Below are 17,881 nucleotides of genomic sequence, written 5' to 3'. Positions count from 1 at the left end.
AGAATTATTGTGTGGCTGGCACCAAAACAGTGCCAGCTCACTGCAGGTTTTAGAGGTCCTTGACCTCGTCGTGTAGCCCGCGGATGCGCTCAAGAGCGTCCTCATTCGAGGCGAGCTCCTCATCCAACGCAGCGACCAGGGCCTTGACTGGGTCCTCAGCCTTCCGCGCGGCGTCCAATTCGTCGGCACGCGCGTCCTGGATCTCGTCGGCACGCAGGACATACTCGATCCACGCCGCGATAGACAAAGCAGCGGCGGAACCGTCACGGCCAGCCTCCAGCTCGGACTTCATGATGGGCACAGCACGCATACGTTGCTTCGTGCCACCATCAATCGCGATCTGGGCCAGGTTGTGGCGAATGCGTGGGTTTTCGAAACGCTCGATCAAATCCTCGCGGTAGCCAGGAATGTCCAGGCCCTCGGCAGTCAGGTGGTTGGCTGCCTCGTCCCACAGTGCTTCGACCTTGGCGCGCACGTCCTCGTCGTTAATCGCGTCCGCCACGGTCTCGTGCCCCTTGAGCTGGGCGTAGTACGCCATCAAGGAGTGCGAACCGTTGAGTAGCCACAGCTTGCGGCGCTCAAACTGCTCGATGTCATCGACGAAGAGCACGCCGGCCTTCTCCCACTCGGGACGGCCTGCAGGGAACTCGCCCTCGATGACCCACGAAGCGAAAGGCTCGGTGACAACCGGGGAGGCGTCCTCGTAACCAGTCGCCTCCGCCACGTCGGCGATGAGCTCGTCGGTGGTAGCAGGGGTGATGCGGTCGATCGAAGTGGACGGGAAGGTGACGTTCTGCTCAATCCAGTCCGCCAACTCCTCGTCCGCAGCCTTGGCCATGCCAATCACAGCAGCCTTGGTCAGCGGACCGTTGTCGGCAACGTTGTCACAGCTCATGATCGCCATGCCGCCGTTGCCGGCTTCCTTACGCGCCTTCAGGCCTTCGACGATGCGGCCCGTTGCCGTCTTCAGCTCCTCCGGGTTACCCGCCCGCAGCGCTTCGACGTCGTGGACGACATCGGTGTCAGTGGTATCTAGGCTGCCATCTTCTGCCAGGTGGTATCCGGCTTCGGTAATGGTCAAGGTCACCACAGCCACGTTCTCGTCGGCAAGCAATTCCTTCAGGCGTGCCAGGTTGAAGGCGGGCTGCGCCTCCACCAACGAAGAAATCACCTCAGGGGAATCGCCCTCGCCGGAGCGGGTGACCAGGGTAAACAGGCCATCCTGCGGCGCAAGCGTGTCCGACATACGTGCGGAGCGCCCGGTAAAGGAGCAGTAGCCCCAGCTCGGATCAGCCTTCTGCGTATACCAGACCTGGTGGGCGCGGTGGAAAGCACCGAGGCCTAGGTGAACCAGACGGACTGGTGCGGCAGGTGCATCATAGTTTGTGCGGTTGAGTTTCTGGGTCATAGCTTGAACACCCTCCTTGGGGAAGCGTCGATCAGGTCAACGATGATTTCGGCAGCGCGGTCCTCCGTGATGCGGTGCTCCGCAACCAGACGGGCCAGGTAGTTTGCCTCCACACGACGCGAGGTGTTGTGGCGCGCCGGGATGGAGCAGTAGGCGCGAGTGTCATCGATGAAGCCGGAGTAGCGGCTGAAACCGGTGGTGCCGGTGGTGTACTGGCGGAAGCGGTTCATCGCATCGATCTCGTCAATGAACCACCATGGCGCGCCCGCGTAGACGGACGGGTAGTAGCCAGCCAGTGGAGCGATCTCGCGGGAGAAGGTGGTCTCGTCCATCGTGAAGATGACGAAGTTGAAGTCCTTGTTCTCGCCGAAGGTGCTCAGCAGCGGTTGCAGGGCGTTGGTGAACTCCATCTGGAATGGGATGTCGTGGCCGACGTCCGCACCGTACTTCTCGAAGGAAGAGGTGGAGTGGTTGCGGTAGGAGCCTGGGTGCAAGGTCATGACCAGGCCGTCGTCTTGGGCCATCTCCGCCATGCGGAAGGTCATGTTCGCCTCGAAAGCCTGAGCTTCCTCGCGGGTCCAAGAACCGTCGCGTCCCTTGTCAAACAGGCGCTGCGCCTCATCGGCATCCAGTGGAGTGGTCTCCGCATTGTGGGTGCCATGGTCCGTGGAGGTGCCGCCGGCGTCCTTGAAGAACTGACGACGATCGCGCAGCGCCTCGAGGTAGCCCTCGTAGCCGGTCTTGCCATTGCCGTGCAGATCAATCAGCTTTTCGACGTTGTCTGCGAAGTTGGCGTTGTAGAACTTCGTGTAGGCGTCTGGGCGGAAGGTTGGCAGGACGCGTGGGGTGAAGGAAGCATCGTCGGCAAGTGCCTTGTGTGCTGCCAGGTCATCCAATGGGTCGTCGGTAGTAGCTAGGACTTCGAGGTTGAAGAAGTCTGCCAGGGCGCGTGGGCGGAAGTCCGGGCGCTTCAGGATCTCATCGAGCTCGTCATAAAGCTCATCAGCATTTTCGCCGGAGATGCGGTCCGGGTTGATTCCGAAAACGTGCTCAAATTCCTGCTCTACCCAGTAGCCGGTGGCGGTACCGGTGTACAGCGGCCAGTTGGAGCAGAAGATGCGCCAGGCCTCGCGTGGATCGCACTCATGCCCGCCGACGCCGAGCTCGGAGAGCTCGTAGCCTGCGGAGTGCAGCACGCGGGTGAGGTAGTGGTCAGGTGAGATGAGCAGTTTGGTGGGGTTAGTAAACGGCTCGTCGTCGACGAACATCTGTGGATCCAGGTGTCCGTGCGGGGAAATGATAGGAAGGTCCTCTACGTGGGCCAAGAGGCGGCGTGCGATATCACGCGTGCCCGGATCGGCCGGAAGGAGGCGGTCGGGGTGTGATGCATGTGAGTTACTCATAAGATTATTGTCTGTTAGAGATAGGTCACATTGCAAGAAGTTGCCGGAAGTTGCACCAACTTTTGACTAAACGAATTAGGGGCGAGTTTTCTTCACCGCCGTGGACTCGCGCACAATTAACCGCGTGGGCAGAACGCGTGGTTTCGCCATCGGCTTCTTAATTCCCTGCACCAATGCGATCAAGTTCGCTGCCGCAACCCGGCCCACCGCGCGGAGAGGACCAGCGACTGACGTCAAGCTAGGGGAGACGAGCTGCGCCGCATCGTTGTTGTCGAAACCAGCTACCAGAACATCGTCCGGAATTCGCACCCCCTCACGGGCCGCCTGATGCAAAAAGCCCACAGCAACCATGTCGTTGAAGCACACCACGGCGTCAGTCGGATGTTTCTTCCACTCGATGAAGGCGCGCCGTCCGCCCTGGGCCGTCGGCGCCCCGAGAGTAATTTTGGACACGCTCATTTGCGCTACAGCGTTCAGGCGCTCGTCGGAAAGCGGGATATGTCTGGTAAACAGCGGGGATTCGTCGCCCGCAGCGCTGCCGGTGGCCTCGCGCAAGCCGCGCCAGCGGACGGAATCCATCCAGGATTCCTCCGGCCACGACAGGTAAGTGACGGTGCGCGCGCCCTGGTCGGCAAGGTGGGCGGCCAGGCGGATCGAGCCGTCATAACTGTCGACGAGCACGCTGGGAACCCCGTTGACTGGTCGGTTGATCACCACGGTGGGGACCGTGCGGGCGATCTTCTGGATCTCCGAATTGCTCAGCCGCGCGGACGCCAGCAGTAGTCCGTCAACATGTCCCATGAGCTTATCGACGGCCGCACGTGACTTTTCCTGAGATTCCTGCACGTCGCTGGCATGAATCCATACGTCTTGAACCCACCCTGCGTGAGAGGCTCCGCGCAGCACCTCGACGAAAAACGGATTGCTTAGGTCCGCGGCGACAAAGCCGATCACGTCTTTCGTGGTGCGCACCGAGTTACGCGTTTCCAGCTTGGTGCGATAGCCCAATTCCTCCGCGATGGTGCGGATCTTTTCAGCAGTGTTGAAACTGACGCGATCTGGGCGTGAAAAAGCGCGCGATACCGTTGAGGGGCTTACGCCTGCTGCCTCAGCGATATCGTAAATAGTGACAGAAGATCCCGGCTTGTGGGCCATGGCTCCTACACTAGTCGCCCAAACGCGGACCCACTTGATCCAAACTTGTGCAGACTTATGTAAATCGTAGCCGGCGGAGGGGCTACGCTAACAGTGAACGCCTCCAAAGAAAGCGAGAAAGGCAGCCATCATGCCTGCACATATTAGTTCCACACTGCGCCGTGGCATAGTCACACTGTGTGTGCTGACAACTGTCGGGCTCGCGGCTTGCTCGTCGGCAGAAAGCGCTCCGCCGAAAAGCGGGGAAGAACTGACGCAATTCTTGCTGCCCGCCGAGGATCTCACCATCACAGGTATTACGAGCGACAGTGAGGTCTGGTCGGATGGTGACCTTATCCAGCCGGGCATGGCGATGCTGCCTGTCGTTGGGGAGACCAACTGTGCCGAGGTCATCCAGGAAGGTTTGGATACTCGTATCCAGACTGTAGGGGCGGCATCCAAAGTATTCGTATCGGATAACGATCAAATCGCCACGGGCATCTACTCTGTCGACGATCCGGAGGCCGTACCTGTTGCGCGTCTCTATAGCGACATTCTGGCGTACTGCCCTGATCCGATCGTCCATGAAGGTACCGGCATGGAATATACCGTGGACCAGCTCACCGATGCTGGCCCTGATGTCACTGGGATGGTGGTGGAATCCCGCTCCCGCTGGGGAGAGATGACGACGATGGTGGTGATGCACCAGATGGTTGGTAACCACGCTGTTGTCGTCGGATCGATGGGGTTTACTGAGCCTACCGTGGCTGCCGTCTTCGACGCGCAGGTGGAACGCTTCACGGAGTAGGCGAGGGGCGAAACGAAACAGTCCCCGGCCTGGTGATCCAAGCCGGGGACTGTTTCTGTTGTGCGCCATCAGGGGATCGAACCCCGGACCCACTGATTAAGAGTCAGTTGCTCTACCATCTGAGCTAATGGCGCGTGCTGCTGTGTTGGCAACGAAGAAAAATATAACACCGATCGTTGCATAACGTAAAATCGCCAGCTCACAGGCCTAAAAGTGAGGCGTAAAGTAAACATTAGATAACGTCGCGTCGATGTGGATTCTTGCCACGGTAGGCTTTAAGATGTTGTGAACATGTTGCGACGAGGGATCAGTCGCGTACTTCAGGAGCAAAACTGCATTACATAAGGGTACCTGTGAGAAATTTCTTCCGTGCAAAGAAATATGTGGCTTTGGCGCTGGTGGCAGTTGTGGGGGTTGGGATTTCATCCTGCACCATTGACACGTCCGCCCGCTCTTCCGACGCGGCGGCAACAGCCGAGGCGCCGGAAAACACCGAACCTGCGCCACCAGCTTTTTCTGTGAAAGATGGGGCCGAAGACGTAGATCCATCGGAACCAGTCACCGTAACGTCCAACGTGGGGCTGGAATCGGTGGAGATGACTAATGAGAACGGCAAGGTGGTCGAGTCCGAGCTGAGCGACGACGGCGAGGAGTGGACCACCGCTGAGGTGTTGGGCTACAACCGCGTCTACACCATTGAAGCCACGGACAAGGACGGGGAAACAGAGACCATCACCTTCTCCACCTCCACTCCGAGTGCGACCACAGGCGTTGCCTTGGGCCCGCTGGAAGGCTCGACCGTGGGTGTGGGCCAGGCCGTCACGTTCCGCTTCGCCACGGCGCCGAATGATCGCGAGGCCGTCGAGGAAGCGATCACCGTGGAAACCTCGAATGATACTAAGGGCGGCTTCTACTGGATTGATCCTTATGAGCTGCGCTGGCGCCCAGCCGAATTCTGGGAGCCGGGTACCGAGGTCACCGTGAACGCTGATATTTACGGTCTTGATATGGGTGAGGGCCTGTACGGCTCCGATGACAATGCGACCAGCTTCACTGTGGGAAGCGATATTCGTGGCGTGGTCGACGACAAGACCAAGACCATGACCGTGTACGAAAACGACAAGGCAATCCGTGAGATCCCCGTATCGCTCGGCCGTGACGGCGGGCGTTGGGCCACACCGAACGGCATCTACGTGGTCGGCGATGAGCACGAGTCCTTGGTGATGGATTCCTCCACCTTCGGTTACTCCATTGAGGAGGGCGGCTATGTCACCCCGGTGAAGTATGCGACGCAGATGAGCTACTCGGGCATCTACATCCACGGCGCACCGTGGGCGGTGGGCGCACTGGGCAGCTACAATCAGTCCCACGGCTGTATCAATATGACTGTCGACGACGCCGCCTGGATCCAGCAGACGTTCAAGCGCGGCGACCCAATCACCGTGAAAAACACCACGGCCGATACGCTGCCGGGCTGGGATGGCCTAGGCTACTGGAATATCGATTGGGACACGTGGAAGGAAGGTAACGCGGACACAGGTTCCGCATCCTAGATGCAATTTTCTATCCTCGACCGTGCACAATCTATCGTCGGTGATTCCGACGCAGACGCTTTAAGGCGAACACTCGACCATGCCCGCCATGTAGAAGAGCTCGGCTTCGCCCGCTTCTTTGTGGCGGAGCACCACGGGGTTCCGGGGATTCCAGGATCGGCCCCGACGGTTCTGGCAGCGGCCGTTGCGGGGGAGACCTCGTCGATACGCGTGGGCACAGGCGGGATTATGCTGCCCGCGCACCAGCCGCTTGTGGTTGCTGAGCAGATCGGGGTGTTGGAGGCGCTGTTCCCGGGCCGGATCGACGCTGGGATTGGGAATTCGGTGGGTTTTACGCAGCCGGTGCGCGATGCTTTGTGCCAAGGTGATCCCACGGAGCTGAAAGCGGCCTTTCCTTCCGAGGTGGAGGAGCTGCTTGATTACCTGCGCGGCGAGGCCGCGATCACTGCGCGCCCTGCCAACGCCGGTGCGACGCCCGTGTGGCTACTGGCTGGGTTCAAGTCGATTCTGACGGCTGCGCAGCTGGGCATCAACGTGATTGTGGGTGGGCCCAGCCTCTTTGCGCGTGATGAGCCCCGCCATCCTTATCTGGAGCGCTACCGTGAGCTTCATCCGGCTGGCCAGGCGATGGTGGCGGTGGATGTGGCCGTCGCCGACACAGAGGCAGAGGCGCGGGAGTTGCTGATGCCCCAAATCGTGGCGGGTGTCCTGTCGCGCACCACGGGCTCCTTCGGCGCATTGGATCCAGCTCCACAGCGGCTCACGGCAACGCAGCAGGCGCGTGTCGACGAATCCTTGGCCATGAGCATCTATGGCAGCCCAGAGCAGGTGCGTGATCAACTTGGCCAGCTGTGTGAATACTGCGGTGTGAACGAGGTGATGGTCACCGGCGGCATGGCGGATGTTGCGGGCCAGCGCCGCAGTGAAGAGCTACTGGTGATGTAGCGAAATGACAATATGCCCCGGCCAAACGGCCGGGGCATATTCTTTGGGGTGGCTGACGGGGCTCGAACCCGCGACACCCAGGATCACAACCTGGTGCTCTACCAGCTGAACTACAGCCACCATCGCTGCTTTTAAACAGCGGAATCTACCTTAACCCAGAAGCTAAGTTTTACAAAAACGCCTGGTAGGAGGCGGTTGCTTCGGTGGCATGTTCGCTTGCTTCTTCGCTACTGGGGCCGGGCTGCTCCACGAAGACGGCGCGGCGGTAGTAGCCGAGTTCGCGGATGGATTCGACGATATCGGCCAGGGCGCGGTGCGCTAGGCCTTTTTCTGGCTGGTTGAAGTAGGCCTTCGGGAACCAGCGGCGCGTCAGCTCCTTGATGGAGGACACATCGATCATGCGGTAGTGCAGGGCCTTGTCAAGGTTGGGCATCTGCTCGCGGATGAAGGCGCGGTCGGTGGCGATCGAGTTGCCCGCCAGCGGAGCGGGGTGGGCAGGGTCGCAGTGCTCGTCGATAAGCGCGAGGACTGCCCTCTCAGCCTCCTCCATGGTCACTGTGGAGGTGCGGATCTGCTCGGTCAGGCCGTTCTCCGCGTGCATGGTGGTGACGACCTCGTCCATCTTTGCCAGATCCTCATCGCTGGCGTGGATGACCATGTCGATGGAGCCGGGCAAGATGTTCAGGTTGGCGTCCGTGACTAAGGCGGCGATTTCGACGATCACGTGCTCGTGGACGTCGAGGCCGGTCATTTCAAGGTCGATCCAGACAAGTCGATCGTTTTTTGCGGGGACTGCTTCGGGTGCTTCGCTCATGGAAGCAAGCCTAGTCTGTCGATCGCGCGGCGGACCAACCTGAAAGGGGGTAGGCACTAGATGTGGTGTCCCTGGCAGTCGACACCCACTAGATAGGCGTGAACTGCATAGATAAAAAGTTCGAACGGGTGGAATCATTTTCATCATGCATTATGTGGATAAAGTCAATAGGGTGATCTTTATAGACGAAAAGTACAACCATGTAATTACGCAGTAGGGGAGAGCGACTCAGGATGACCGTGAAGACAGCCACGACCACAACCGTCACGAAGAAAGACGGGCGCACCGTGCGCTTCTTTCCGTCCAAGATCTTGAATGACCTGAAATCGGCCCAGCGCGTCTTCAACGTTGAGTTTCACCGTACTCCCCACCAGATCGTGGAGGCGGTCACGTCACGCGCACAGGCTGCAGGCTCCCTGACCAGCGCCGAGCTTTTCGATATCGTGCAGGACGAGCTTGCGGATTCCCCAGCCGTCTTGGCGGCCTTTCGTGAGTACAAGCAGATCCAGAACACACAGATCGCTAATTCCACCGACCTGCAGCACCAGTTAGGTCGCCTGAACGACGTAAAGGTGCTCAACGAGAACGGCAACAAAGACTCCCGCACTTTCATCGTGCAGCGCGACATCCTGGCCGGCACCATCACCAAGGCCAAAGGGCTGCAGATGTTTCCCGAGGATGTGCGCCGCGCCCACATCAAGGGCCTGATTCACATCCATGACTTGGACCGCAGCCCGTTCCAGGGGATGCCGAACTGCTCCTTGCCGGATTTTGAGTACATGTTGTCCCACGGTTTCACCTTGGGCAACGCGCGTATTGAGTCGCCGCAGTCCATCGGCGTTGCCGCGACGTTGCTGGTGCAGCTGCTCGGCGCCATTTCCGGAGAGCAGTACGGCGGGATTTCGGTCCACGAGATCGACCGCTTGCTCGAGCCTTATGCCGAGAAGACCCACGCGAAAAACGTCGCGATGTTCGTAGAGGTGCTTGACGACGAGGCCCTAGTCGAGGCGGCCGCGAAGAAGAAGACGGTCAAGGATATCTACGATGCGATGCAGGCCTTCGAGTACCAGGTAAACACCCTGACTACCTCGGCGGCACAGACCCCGTTCACCTCGATTTCCCTGGGCCAGACCACCACGTGGCTGGGCCGGGAGATCCAGAAGGCGGTCCTTGCCGTGCGTGAGAAGGGCATGAGCGGGGAGACGGCGATCTTCCCGAAGATCTTGTTCTTCGTCGATGACGGTATTAACGCCCGCCCTGGTGACCCGAACTATGACATCAAGCAGGACGCCATGCGGTGCTCCCGCAAACGCATCTACCCGGACCTGGTCAGCGCGCCGAAAATCCGCGAGTCCAAGGAAGACCAGCTGATCACCCCGATGGGCTGCCGCAGCTTCCTGCACCCGTGGAAGAAACAGATCGTCGGGCGCAATAACTTGGGCGTGGTGTCGCTCAACCTGCCGCGCATCGCCATCCAAGCAGAGGGCGACGTGGACGCTTTCTTCGCCATGTTGGAAGACGCCATGGATCTGGCGGTGAGCGCCCTGAAGATCCGCGAGGACGGCATCATGGACACAGACGTTGAGAGCGCGCCGATCATGTACACCCAGGGCGGGCTGGGGGACCCGACGGGGAAGACGCGCGTGCGTGATTTTTACACCGGTGAACGGTACAAGTCTTCGTCGATAAGCATGGGCTATATCGGCATCCACAACGCTATGGTCGCCCTGACCGGGGAGGTGCGGTGGCACGATGATGCGGCGCACCGGGAGCTGTCGTATGAGATTCTGCGGGCGATGAACCGCCGCGTTGAGGCTGCGCAGCCAGACTTCAACGCGCAGATGAGCATTTACTCCACCCCGTCGGAGTCCCTGTGTGACCGTTTCGACGAGCTGGATCGCGCGCGTTTCGGTGACATTGAAGGCGTCAACGATCGCGGCTACTACGAGAACTCTTTCCACTTCCCGTCCTACCTGGAGACGAACCCGATCGCGAAGATCCACTTCGAGTCGGCCTACCAGAACCTCACGCCCGGCGGCTTCATGTTCTACGTGGAGGCCCCTAACCTGGCGGACAACCCGGCTGCGTTCGAGGCGATCTGGGACGAGGCCTACGAGCACGTTGGGTATTTTGGCATCAATTCGCCGGTCGATGTGTGCTTCGAGTGCGATTTTGAAGGCGAGTTCCGCTGCGACGAGCACGGCTATGTCTGCCCCGCGTGCGGCAACCGGGATGAGACGAAGGCGTCGGTCACGCGCCGGCTGTGCGGCTACTTGGGCTCCCCGATGAAGCGCCCGGTGGTGCACGGCAAGCAGGAGGAGATTTCCAACCGTGTTAAGCACATGTGAGCGCAGCCTGCGCTGGAAGCAGACACCCGAGTTTCGTGTTGCGGACTATAAACCTTTCCAGGTCCTCGACGGTGAAGGCCTGCGCTGCTCCCTGTACGTCAGCTACTGCCCCTTTAACTGCGTGGGTTGCTACAACAAGGCCGCGCAGAAGAAGGACTACGGCGAGTTGTACACCCCGGAGTTGGAGGAGCGCATCATGGCGGATCTGGCCAACCCGCGCGTCGCCGGCATCACCTTCTGCGGCGGCGAGCCGATGCTCAGCGCCAAGCACCTCCTGCCGCTGGCGCGCCGCATCCGCGCCGAGCTACCGGAGAAGACTCTGTGGTCATATTCGGGCTACACATGGGAAGACCTGCAGCTTATCGACGACGAACGCCGCGACTTCCTCGCCGAACTCGACGTGCTGATCGATGGCCAGTTCATCCAAGAACTTCGCGACGAGGGCAACCTGCTGCCATTCCGCGGCTCCTCAAACCAACGCCTCATCGATGTGCAGGCCTCTGCCGCGGCGGGGGTAGCCGTGGAGTACCCGTATTAGCCCATCTGGGAGTAGAACTTGCCGACGAGCGGAGCCGTGAAACCGCGCGGCAGGTAGGAACCGGCCCAGTCCATCACCTTCGATAGCGGGCCCGGAACAACGCGGCGTTTGTTGTTCACCAGCGCCTCGAGGGTGTCTTGGGAGCAGGACTCATAGGTAGTCCACAAGAAATCGGGAACGACCCTGTCGACGATCGACTGTTCCTCTTCCGGAATCTCTGCCTCACGTACGGGGCCCGGAGCCAGGAGGGTGACGTGAATGCCGTGCTCCTTCAGCTCATAGTGCAGCGCCTCGGTGAAAGCGTTCACGCCGGCCTTGGTGAACACGTAGGTGGCGTTGTTGGGGATGGGAATGTTGCCGGCAGCAGAGCCCACGTTGCAGATCGCACCCTGGCGGCGCGGCACCATCTGGTCCAGCACCGCCTTGGTCAGGCGGAACACGGCAGTGGCATTCAGGTTGTACTGATCTACCTCGTAGGCCCAGTCCTGGTCCATGAAAGGCCCGAAAGAGGCGATGCCCGCGCTATTGATGCAGATGCTCACGTGGCGGCGCGAGATTTCGTCGATAAGCGACGTGACGGCATCGTAATCCGCTAGATCGGCGGCGTGCACGATGACCTCGATGCCGTGGGCGGAGGCGAGCTCGTCAGCAAGTTCCTGCAGGATGTTTTCGCGCCGGGCGACGATGATGAGGTTGTAGCCGGCGCGGGCCAAGTCGCGGGCGATCGCGCGGCCGATGCCCTGGGATGCGCCGGTGACGAGCGCGTAGGAATCGATGGCGGGGGTGGGGAAAGTCATGCCCTTGATGGTACGTCAGGAGGTCGTGCGGAACGCGGTTCGCGCCTTGAAATGGCCCCAGAATAGGCCCTGGTGGTTGATATCACAGGAAAAAGTGTGGAGATATAAGTCACAAAACTTGACATACTGAGAAAGTTTGTTCTAGCAATTTTTTCGGCACAAAAGCAACCGCTAAAATACCACATGATCGGGCATCGTCGGGGATGTCCCGTTGCCTGTGGATGGGCGTTACGGTCTTGTTTTTGGTGGGAAAATCCGCATTAGAAACCGCGATCAAGCTGGTGAGATAGTGTTTTTCTTTGGGAAAGATAGCCGCCGTGAAGGTTGTGGCGATGGAAGGTGTTCGGGGTCTCGTCGAAAAGCGTGAATCTGTGGTCGGACATTGCCGTGATCAGATGACTGTCGGCGAAGGGTGCTGAAGGGTCGAGTCACCTATTTTTCGCGTCGCGTGGCGATCGATTTTGTGCCGAGATTGAACCCCCGGAAAGGGCTAGGTAGCATCATTGGTGAAAGTTGATCAAGACTTCGAAAGGAAGACACATGAATACCATCAAGAACTACGCAAAGAACATCTTCGACCACATGCTGGAGTACAAGGACACCTTTGCAACCGCGACCGGCAACCTCAATGGTCACCGCCACGTCTAGGTAGCGGCAACGATTGGTGTAACTGCGAAGATAGAAAACGCAATTAAACCTCAACCCAAAGCGGGTATGAGGTCTTTTTTATTGTAAAAAACTGGCGGGGCCTTATTGGATGGAAACCCCGCCGAGCTCTAAGAAGAAATTAGCGGCTTCGTTGATCCAAATGACGGGGCCTACTAGCGGGCTGTCGGGGATCATCGCGAGTAGTGTGGGGATGAAGCCGATTCCTACCAGGGCTTTTCCAATTCCAGCAAAGACATCGGTAATGCTGCTCATGTGGTGTGGTTCCTTTCTGTGAACTACTTAGTTGGTGTATCGGCTCGGGCCTGTTTCGTGTTACGTTTCGCACCGTGAGCTGGCCGGCTGAATTCCAATAGAAGTACCCGAGCGTGCCAGGCATCTTGTGTGTGTGAGGCTCTGATCTAAAAGGAGTTTCACTGATAACTACTGCCATGTCACCAAGGAAAGGTGACGACCCGAGCAGGGCAACGAGATCAGTAACAAGCTGATAGAAAACCCAGAAGTCGCAGAACTGATTAGCGAATTGGCGACCTCGACTGACGACGCCAGCGAGTTGGTACGTGGTCTGCTTCAGGCCTCGTGGGGTTACCCGCAAAAGAGGATTCCGAAGTAAGCGGGAAGCGCAAGACTGGCTTCACGAAAACGAGGTAGCAGTCCAGGGCGAAACATGGAAACCCGCGGCATCCCAGCGCATCACCCTCGACGAGGTAGCGAAATCATGGCTCCGATCGAAAACAAACCTCGCACCAAAAACAAGAGCAGCCTACGAAGGAAGCCTTGAGCACTTCCGACGCTTCGGCCTTAGCGGCATGCGCGTAGGGTAGATCACGCCCGCAATGGTCGAAGAATGGATCGCTGCGGCATCGAAAGAGCGATCCCCTAAAAGCGTCCGCAACTCGTACAACGTGCTTCACGCGGTGATGAACAGGGCAGTCAGGGACGAAATATTCAACCAATCGCCGTGCATTGAAATTGAGTTGCCGAAAGTCGTCCACAAAGAGAAAAGATTCCTAACTGCGGGGCAAGTGGAGGCGTTAGCGGCAGCGGCGGGGGGATAAGGGGCGATTTAATCTTGGTGTTGGCTATGACGGGGATGCGGTGGGGCGAACTGGCTGGCCTTTAGGTCCAGGATGTGGACCTTGAGCATGGCTACCTGCTCGTTGGCAGGCAGATCACGGAACTGAATGGCAGGCTGATTCATTCCTTGCCTAAGCATGGGAAGCGTCGACGAGTGGGGATTATGCGCAAGTTGCGGCCAATCCTCGAAGCTGCGATTGGGGGGAAATCAGCGAGTGATCTAGTGTTTACCACGCCACGCGGGTCGGCCTTGAGGGTGGGTAACGCGCGGCGTGATTGGTTCGATGAAGCTGCGGCGGTGGCCGGTGTCGAGGGTCTTACTCCCCATGAGTTGCGGCATACTTTCGCCTCGCTTGCGATTAAGGCGGGGGCGAACCCTAAGGCGTTGCAGGCATCGATGGGGCACTCGTTGATCACTGTCACGATGGACCGGTTGTTTTCGTAGACTTGTTGCCAAAGTGTTGCCAAAGGCCACTTTCGTATCCTGGTTGAAAGGGTAGAAAGTAGCCTTGACCTGCGCGCCCCCAGCAGGACTCGAACCCGCGACACACCGGGTAGAAGCCGGTTGCTCTAATCCACTGAGCTATGGGGGCAATTGAGAATGTAGTTTAGCGCACGCGTTGCTCACGCCCTACTTCGAGTAGGACCTCGAGGAAGTGCGCGGCGGCGGGGGAGATGGAACGGTCGCGGAGATGGAAGGCTAGTGCAACAGCGGGCGGCAGTGGTTCTTTGATCTTTTTGTAGATGATTCGGTCGCCGGACATGTGGGTGCAGTTCTCCGTCATCAGGGCTACGCCGATATTGCCGGATACTAGGGGGATTGCGGATTGGAGCGTGGAGGTATCGATCACGCGGTCTGGTTTAATCTCTGGTTGTTTGCTCCACAGGTTGTCCATCATCGTCGATACGCCCTCCAGATGGTCTGTGCCGTAGGGCAGAAGAAGGGTTTCTTCGCGGACGTCGGCGAAGCTGACGGGCTCGGGGAGGTTTTTGAGGCGGTGGGGTACACCGAGGCGAAATTCGTATTCGGCGACGTAGTGCACGTCGAGTTCGTCGCGGTAGGCGGCGATGAACTCGGTGGGGTTAGACACGGGAATCAGCCCTATATCGGCCTTGCCTGACAGCACCGCTGTCACCACAGCCGAAGGCTTCGGGTCTTCGAGTGACACGTCAATCGTCGGGTGATTATCGATGACTCGGCGCAGCACCTCGGGCATGAATTCCCAGTTAAACATGGGTACTGAGCTGATTCGGACAGAACCAAATACGCCGGCGGAGATGTCATTGATGCGGCGGGTCGCGTCGTCGAAAAGCGTGTCGATGCGGCTGGCCACCTGGTAGAGGTACTTGCCGGCCTCCGTGGGGACGGAGCCGGAGCGGCCTCGGGTGAGCAGTTGTGCGTTGAGTTCTTCTTCGAGTTTGCGGATAGACAATGACAGGGAGGGCTGCGTCAGGTTGAGCGACGCGGCGGCGTTCGTAAACGAACCTTTATCCACTACGGTGCGGAAGTAATGGAGTTGTCTGGAATCCATAAGTAGCCAGTCTAACAGTCCGCTGGTTCGGCTAACGGCGCGTTGAGCAGTATCGTAAACAACTATGTCCACGAAGCAGGCGGTCCGTTCTACCTGGCCGATCCATCTTGCCGCCATCTTGGTGGCTGCGGTGATCGCAGGTTCCATCTCCTATAGTTTCCTGGCCGAATCTCTTGCCGCGTTGGGAATTCCTGACCCCGGCCCGGCCACCACATTCGGCCTACCAGCGCTGCGCGGCGCGGGCTGGATCCTCGCCGCATTATCTATCGGCTCGTTCCTGTTCAGCGCCTTCCTGATCCCGCCGGACAAGAAAGACCTGAACGAGGCTGATCTCACCGTCGACGGGCATATCGCCGCGCGCACGGGTGCGTCGGCCGCGGCCGGGCTGGCGCTGATCGGCCTGGTGATGATCCCGATGGTGATGTCAGATACCTCGGGAACCCCGCTTGCCGATGTCTTCTTCCAACCATCAGCCTGGGCCAACGCCTTGTCGCTGCTGGCAGAGGCCACCGTGTGGCTGATCGTGGCTCTCATTGCCGGCGTCGTCGCCGTCTGCGGCTTTAGCCTGAACAAGTGGACGGCGCAGCCCGCGCTGCTCATCGGCTCGGTCGCCATGATCGTGCCGCTTGGCATGGAAGGGCACGCGGCATCCGGCGGCGACCACGATTACGGCACTAACGCCTACCTCTGGCACCTGATCTTCATTTCAGTCTGGGTGGGTGGCCTCCTGGCTCTCGTCGCGCACGGCCGCCGCCTAGGCCCGCACATGGATAAGTCCGTCGCCCGCTATTCGCGCATCGCGCTGTTCGCGTTCCTCGCCGTGGCGCTGTCCGGTGTGGTCTCCACACTGATCCGCATCGAACTGAGCGACCTGTTCACCACCCGCTACGGCTTGATTATTGTGGCGAAGATCGTCGGCACGCTCCTGCTTGGTCTGCTCGGTTTCGCTCATCGCCAGCTGACCATCCCGAAGCTTTCCGACGACCACTTCGCCTTCATCCGGCTCGCCGTAGTCGAGGTGCTTCTCATGGCCGCCGTGACCGGTATTGCGGTGACGATGGGGCGCACGCCGCCACCACCGCCGCGCGACCCGAACCTGACGCCGATGCAGATTCAGATGGGCTACAACCTCTATGAGGCGCCCTCCTTCTCCGTGGTGTTTACTACCTGGCGTTTTGAGATCCTCTTTACGGTGTTGGCGATCCTCGGCGCCGGCTATTACCTCTGGCTGCTGCGTCGCGTGGAGAACTGGAACCACAAATACACGGCCTGGTGGCTCTTGGGCTGCGCGACGCTGGCTGTGACCACCAGCTCCGGCATCGGCATGTACATGCCTTCTGGCTACGCGATGCACATGGTCGGCCACATGATTCTGTCCATGGTGGTGCCGCTGTTCTTGGTGCTCGGTGCGCCGTTGACACTGGTGCGTGAAGCTTTCCCGGAAGACGGCTTCAACCCGCGCGCGTGGGCGATCGCGTTTCAGAATTCGAAGTTCATTCAGATCATCACGTACCCGCCGGTCTCTACGCTTCAATTCCTCGTGGTGTTCTACGCGCTCTACATCTTCCCGGATTTCTATGAGCTCGCTATTTCGGAACACGCAGGCCACGTGCTGATGAACGTCGCGTTCTTGGTCTCCGGCTATTTCTACTTCTGGGAACTGGTGGGTCCTGACTACATCAAGAATCGCAAGAGCACGCCGATCCGCCTGCTCTGGCTGTGGATTTCCATGCCAGTTCACCTATTCATGGGCGTGTACCTGATGCAGCTCAACTACGTGCTGGGCGAGCAGTTCTACCTGTCGCTGGACCTGCCCTGGAACCCGGACCTGCTTGAAGACCAAAAGAACGGCGGCGGCATCGCCTGGGCGTCCGGTTCCTTCCCGCTGGCGCTGGTGTTCGGCATCCTCTTCGTCACGTGGAGGCGCGACGACAAGGCGGACACCGTCGCGGTGGACAAGAAGCTTGACGACGAGGGTGACCGAGAATGGGAAGAGTACAACCGCATGCTTGCGACTGCTGCAGCGCGGGAGGAATCGTCGAAAAGCACTGTTCAGCGGCGAACGACGGGGATTGCGCGCCGGGATCCTAACACGGATCCGGATTATCGCAATACATGACAAGGAATGTGACGTATTTCTGTGGATAACTCCGCGTTATCCACAGATTTCGAAAGTGCCAAATTCATGCTTGTACGCGTTGGGTAACAATCAGCTTTAGTCGCTTCGGCCGAGGCGACGGAACCCAATGCAAAGGATGGAATCATGGCAAATTCAATCATCACTATTTCTGGAAACCTCACCCACGAACCTGATTTTGGTTTGTCGAAAAATGTGGGCACGCCCCAGTGCAAGCTGCGCGTGGCAAGCTCGCGACGGGCGCGCGTGAAGAAGTCGCAACCGCTGCCCTTCGGCGAAACGGCGCCGGAAGGTGCCACCGTCACCACCGGCGATGACGGCAAGCAGTGGATCGAGGAGGAGGCGTGGTCCGATGTGGACATCCTGTACCTCGACGTTGAGTGCTGGAATGACCTTGCCATTAATGCTGCCGGGTCGCTGTTTCGCGGCGCGCCCGTGACGGTCCGCGGCTACCTTGTGACAGACCAGTGGGAAGACAAGAATCTCACTGATAAGGATGGGAAGCCGCTGCAGCGCTCCAAGATTAAGATGCGCGCGGTCGAGGTGTCTTTTGACCTGTCGCGCTACCAGGTAGCCTCCGCGAAGACGGCTGGTACCACGCACAGCCCGGAGGGGATGGAAGCACCGAAGCCGCAGAGCGCGGAGGACCTGATGGCGAAGAGGGAGGAAGACTACTTGGGGGAGGCGGAGCTGGCGACGGTCTAACGCCGGTGTCGGGCAC

At 59.3% G+C, this 17,881-nt stretch carries 16 protein-coding genes and 3 tRNA genes; 8 read left to right on the top strand and 11 right to left on the bottom strand.

Annotated features, from left to right (window positions below; translation table 11 throughout):
- Window positions 1-49 precede the first annotated feature (49 nt).
- The 3 genes from B097_RS0109050 to B097_RS0109040 all read right to left on the bottom strand — a co-directional run bounded on the left by B097_RS0109050 (window position 50) and on the right by B097_RS0109040 (window position 3,966).
- Entirely contained in the window at window positions 50-1,408 is a 1,359-nt protein-coding gene (locus B097_RS0109050; protein WP_018582207.1) for a mannitol dehydrogenase family protein, read from the bottom strand.
- The gene (gene uxaC / locus B097_RS0109045) at window positions 1,405-2,811 is read right to left on the bottom strand and encodes a glucuronate isomerase (RefSeq protein WP_018582206.1); all 1,407 of its coding nucleotides are present in this window, start codon (window positions 2,809-2,811) and stop codon (window positions 1,405-1,407) included. Before uxaC ends, B097_RS0109050 begins: the two co-directional genes overlap by 4 nt.
- A 75-nt stretch (window positions 2,812-2,886) precedes the next feature.
- A complete protein-coding gene (locus B097_RS0109040) occupies window positions 2,887-3,966 on the bottom strand; it encodes a LacI family DNA-binding transcriptional regulator (RefSeq protein ID WP_018582205.1) in 1,080 nt (359 codons plus the stop codon).
- A 130-nt stretch (window positions 3,967-4,096) separates the two neighbouring features.
- On the opposite strand from B097_RS0109040, the gene B097_RS0109035 reads away from it, so the two are divergent.
- Window positions 4,097-4,753, top strand: coding sequence for a hypothetical protein (locus tag B097_RS0109035; RefSeq protein WP_147287062.1), 657 nt, complete (start codon window positions 4,097-4,099; stop codon window positions 4,751-4,753).
- Between the two features lie 61 nt (window positions 4,754-4,814).
- On the opposite strand, the gene B097_RS0109030 is transcribed toward B097_RS0109035, so the two are convergent.
- Window positions 4,815-4,887 (bottom strand) — tRNA-Lys (locus tag B097_RS0109030).
- Window positions 4,888-5,106: 219 nt separating this feature from the next.
- On the opposite strand from B097_RS0109030, the gene B097_RS0109025 reads away from it, so the two are divergent.
- Window positions 5,107-6,306 (top strand): L,D-transpeptidase, encoded by a 1,200-nt coding sequence (locus B097_RS0109025; protein WP_026254420.1) that lies wholly within the window; start codon window positions 5,107-5,109, stop codon window positions 6,304-6,306.
- A complete protein-coding gene (locus tag B097_RS0109020) occupies window positions 6,307-7,251 on the top strand; it encodes an MsnO8 family LLM class oxidoreductase (protein ID WP_018582202.1) in 945 nt (314 codons plus the stop codon).
- A 44-nt stretch (window positions 7,252-7,295) separates the two neighbouring features.
- Here the strand turns inward: B097_RS0109020 and B097_RS0109015 are convergent.
- Both B097_RS0109015 and orn read right to left on the bottom strand, forming a co-directional pair.
- A tRNA-His gene (locus tag B097_RS0109015) sits at window positions 7,296-7,371 on the bottom strand.
- A 49-nt stretch (window positions 7,372-7,420) separates the two neighbouring features.
- Window positions 7,421-8,065 carry an oligoribonuclease gene (orn, locus tag B097_RS0109010; RefSeq protein ID WP_018582201.1) on the bottom strand — a complete coding sequence of 215 codons (645 nt, stop codon included), beginning with the start codon at window positions 8,063-8,065 and terminating at the stop codon, window positions 7,421-7,423.
- Between the two features lie 233 nt (window positions 8,066-8,298).
- Between orn and nrdD the strand changes: the two genes are divergently transcribed.
- The gene (gene nrdD, locus B097_RS0109005; protein ID WP_018582200.1) at window positions 8,299-10,413 is read left to right on the top strand and encodes an anaerobic ribonucleoside-triphosphate reductase; all 2,115 of its coding nucleotides are present in this window, start codon (window positions 8,299-8,301) and stop codon (window positions 10,411-10,413) included.
- A complete protein-coding gene (nrdG, locus tag B097_RS0109000; protein ID WP_018582199.1) occupies window positions 10,397-10,951 on the top strand; it encodes an anaerobic ribonucleoside-triphosphate reductase activating protein in 555 nt (184 codons plus the stop codon). The genes nrdD and nrdG overlap by 17 nt, the downstream gene beginning before the upstream one ends.
- On the opposite strand, the gene cmrA is transcribed toward nrdG, so the two are convergent.
- The 3 genes from cmrA to B097_RS13820 all read right to left on the bottom strand — a co-directional run bounded on the left by cmrA (window position 10,948) and on the right by B097_RS13820 (window position 13,615).
- A complete protein-coding gene (gene cmrA / locus B097_RS0108995; protein WP_018582198.1) occupies window positions 10,948-11,748 on the bottom strand; it encodes a mycolate reductase in 801 nt (266 codons plus the stop codon). The two genes, nrdG and cmrA, sit on opposite strands and share 4 nt — an antisense overlap.
- Before the next feature lie 750 nt (window positions 11,749-12,498).
- A complete protein-coding gene (locus B097_RS13505; protein ID WP_018582196.1) occupies window positions 12,499-12,669 on the bottom strand; it encodes a hypothetical protein in 171 nt (56 codons plus the stop codon).
- Between the two features lie 811 nt (window positions 12,670-13,480).
- A complete protein-coding gene (locus B097_RS13820; protein ID WP_280523390.1) occupies window positions 13,481-13,615 on the bottom strand; it encodes a hypothetical protein in 135 nt (44 codons plus the stop codon).
- Between B097_RS13820 and B097_RS0108975 the strand changes: the two genes are divergently transcribed.
- Entirely contained in the window at window positions 13,568-13,936 is a 369-nt protein-coding gene (locus B097_RS0108975; RefSeq protein ID WP_244911221.1) for a site-specific integrase, read from the top strand. The two genes, B097_RS13820 and B097_RS0108975, sit on opposite strands and share 48 nt — an antisense overlap.
- A 74-nt stretch (window positions 13,937-14,010) precedes the next feature.
- Here B097_RS0108975 and B097_RS0108970 read toward each other — a convergent pair.
- Together B097_RS0108970 and B097_RS0108965 are read right to left on the bottom strand one after the other, a co-directional pair.
- Window positions 14,011-14,084 (bottom strand) — tRNA-Arg (locus B097_RS0108970).
- Between the two features lie 15 nt (window positions 14,085-14,099).
- On the bottom strand, window positions 14,100-15,023 hold the full coding sequence (locus B097_RS0108965; RefSeq protein ID WP_026254418.1) for a LysR family transcriptional regulator: 924 nt from the start codon (window positions 15,021-15,023) through the stop codon (window positions 14,100-14,102).
- Window positions 15,024-15,087: 64 nt separating this feature from the next.
- On the opposite strand from B097_RS0108965, the gene B097_RS0108960 reads away from it, so the two are divergent.
- Entirely contained in the window at window positions 15,088-17,142 is a 2,055-nt protein-coding gene (locus tag B097_RS0108960) for a bifunctional copper resistance protein CopD/cytochrome c oxidase assembly protein (RefSeq protein WP_018582192.1), read from the top strand.
- A 144-nt stretch (window positions 17,143-17,286) separates the two neighbouring features.
- Complete coding sequence (locus B097_RS12785; RefSeq protein WP_018582191.1) at window positions 17,287-17,865, top strand: single-stranded DNA-binding protein; 579 nt, start codon at window positions 17,287-17,289, stop codon at window positions 17,863-17,865.
- The last annotated feature ends 16 nt before the right edge of the window (window positions 17,866-17,881 follow it).

It is taken from the genome of Corynebacterium pilosum DSM 20521 = CIP 103422, from assembly GCF_000373805.1.
Taxonomy (GTDB): domain Bacteria; phylum Actinomycetota; class Actinomycetes; order Mycobacteriales; family Mycobacteriaceae; genus Corynebacterium; species Corynebacterium pilosum.
Note: the sequence above shows the minus strand (reverse complement) of the source record. Positions and strands in the feature narration are given on the sequence as shown.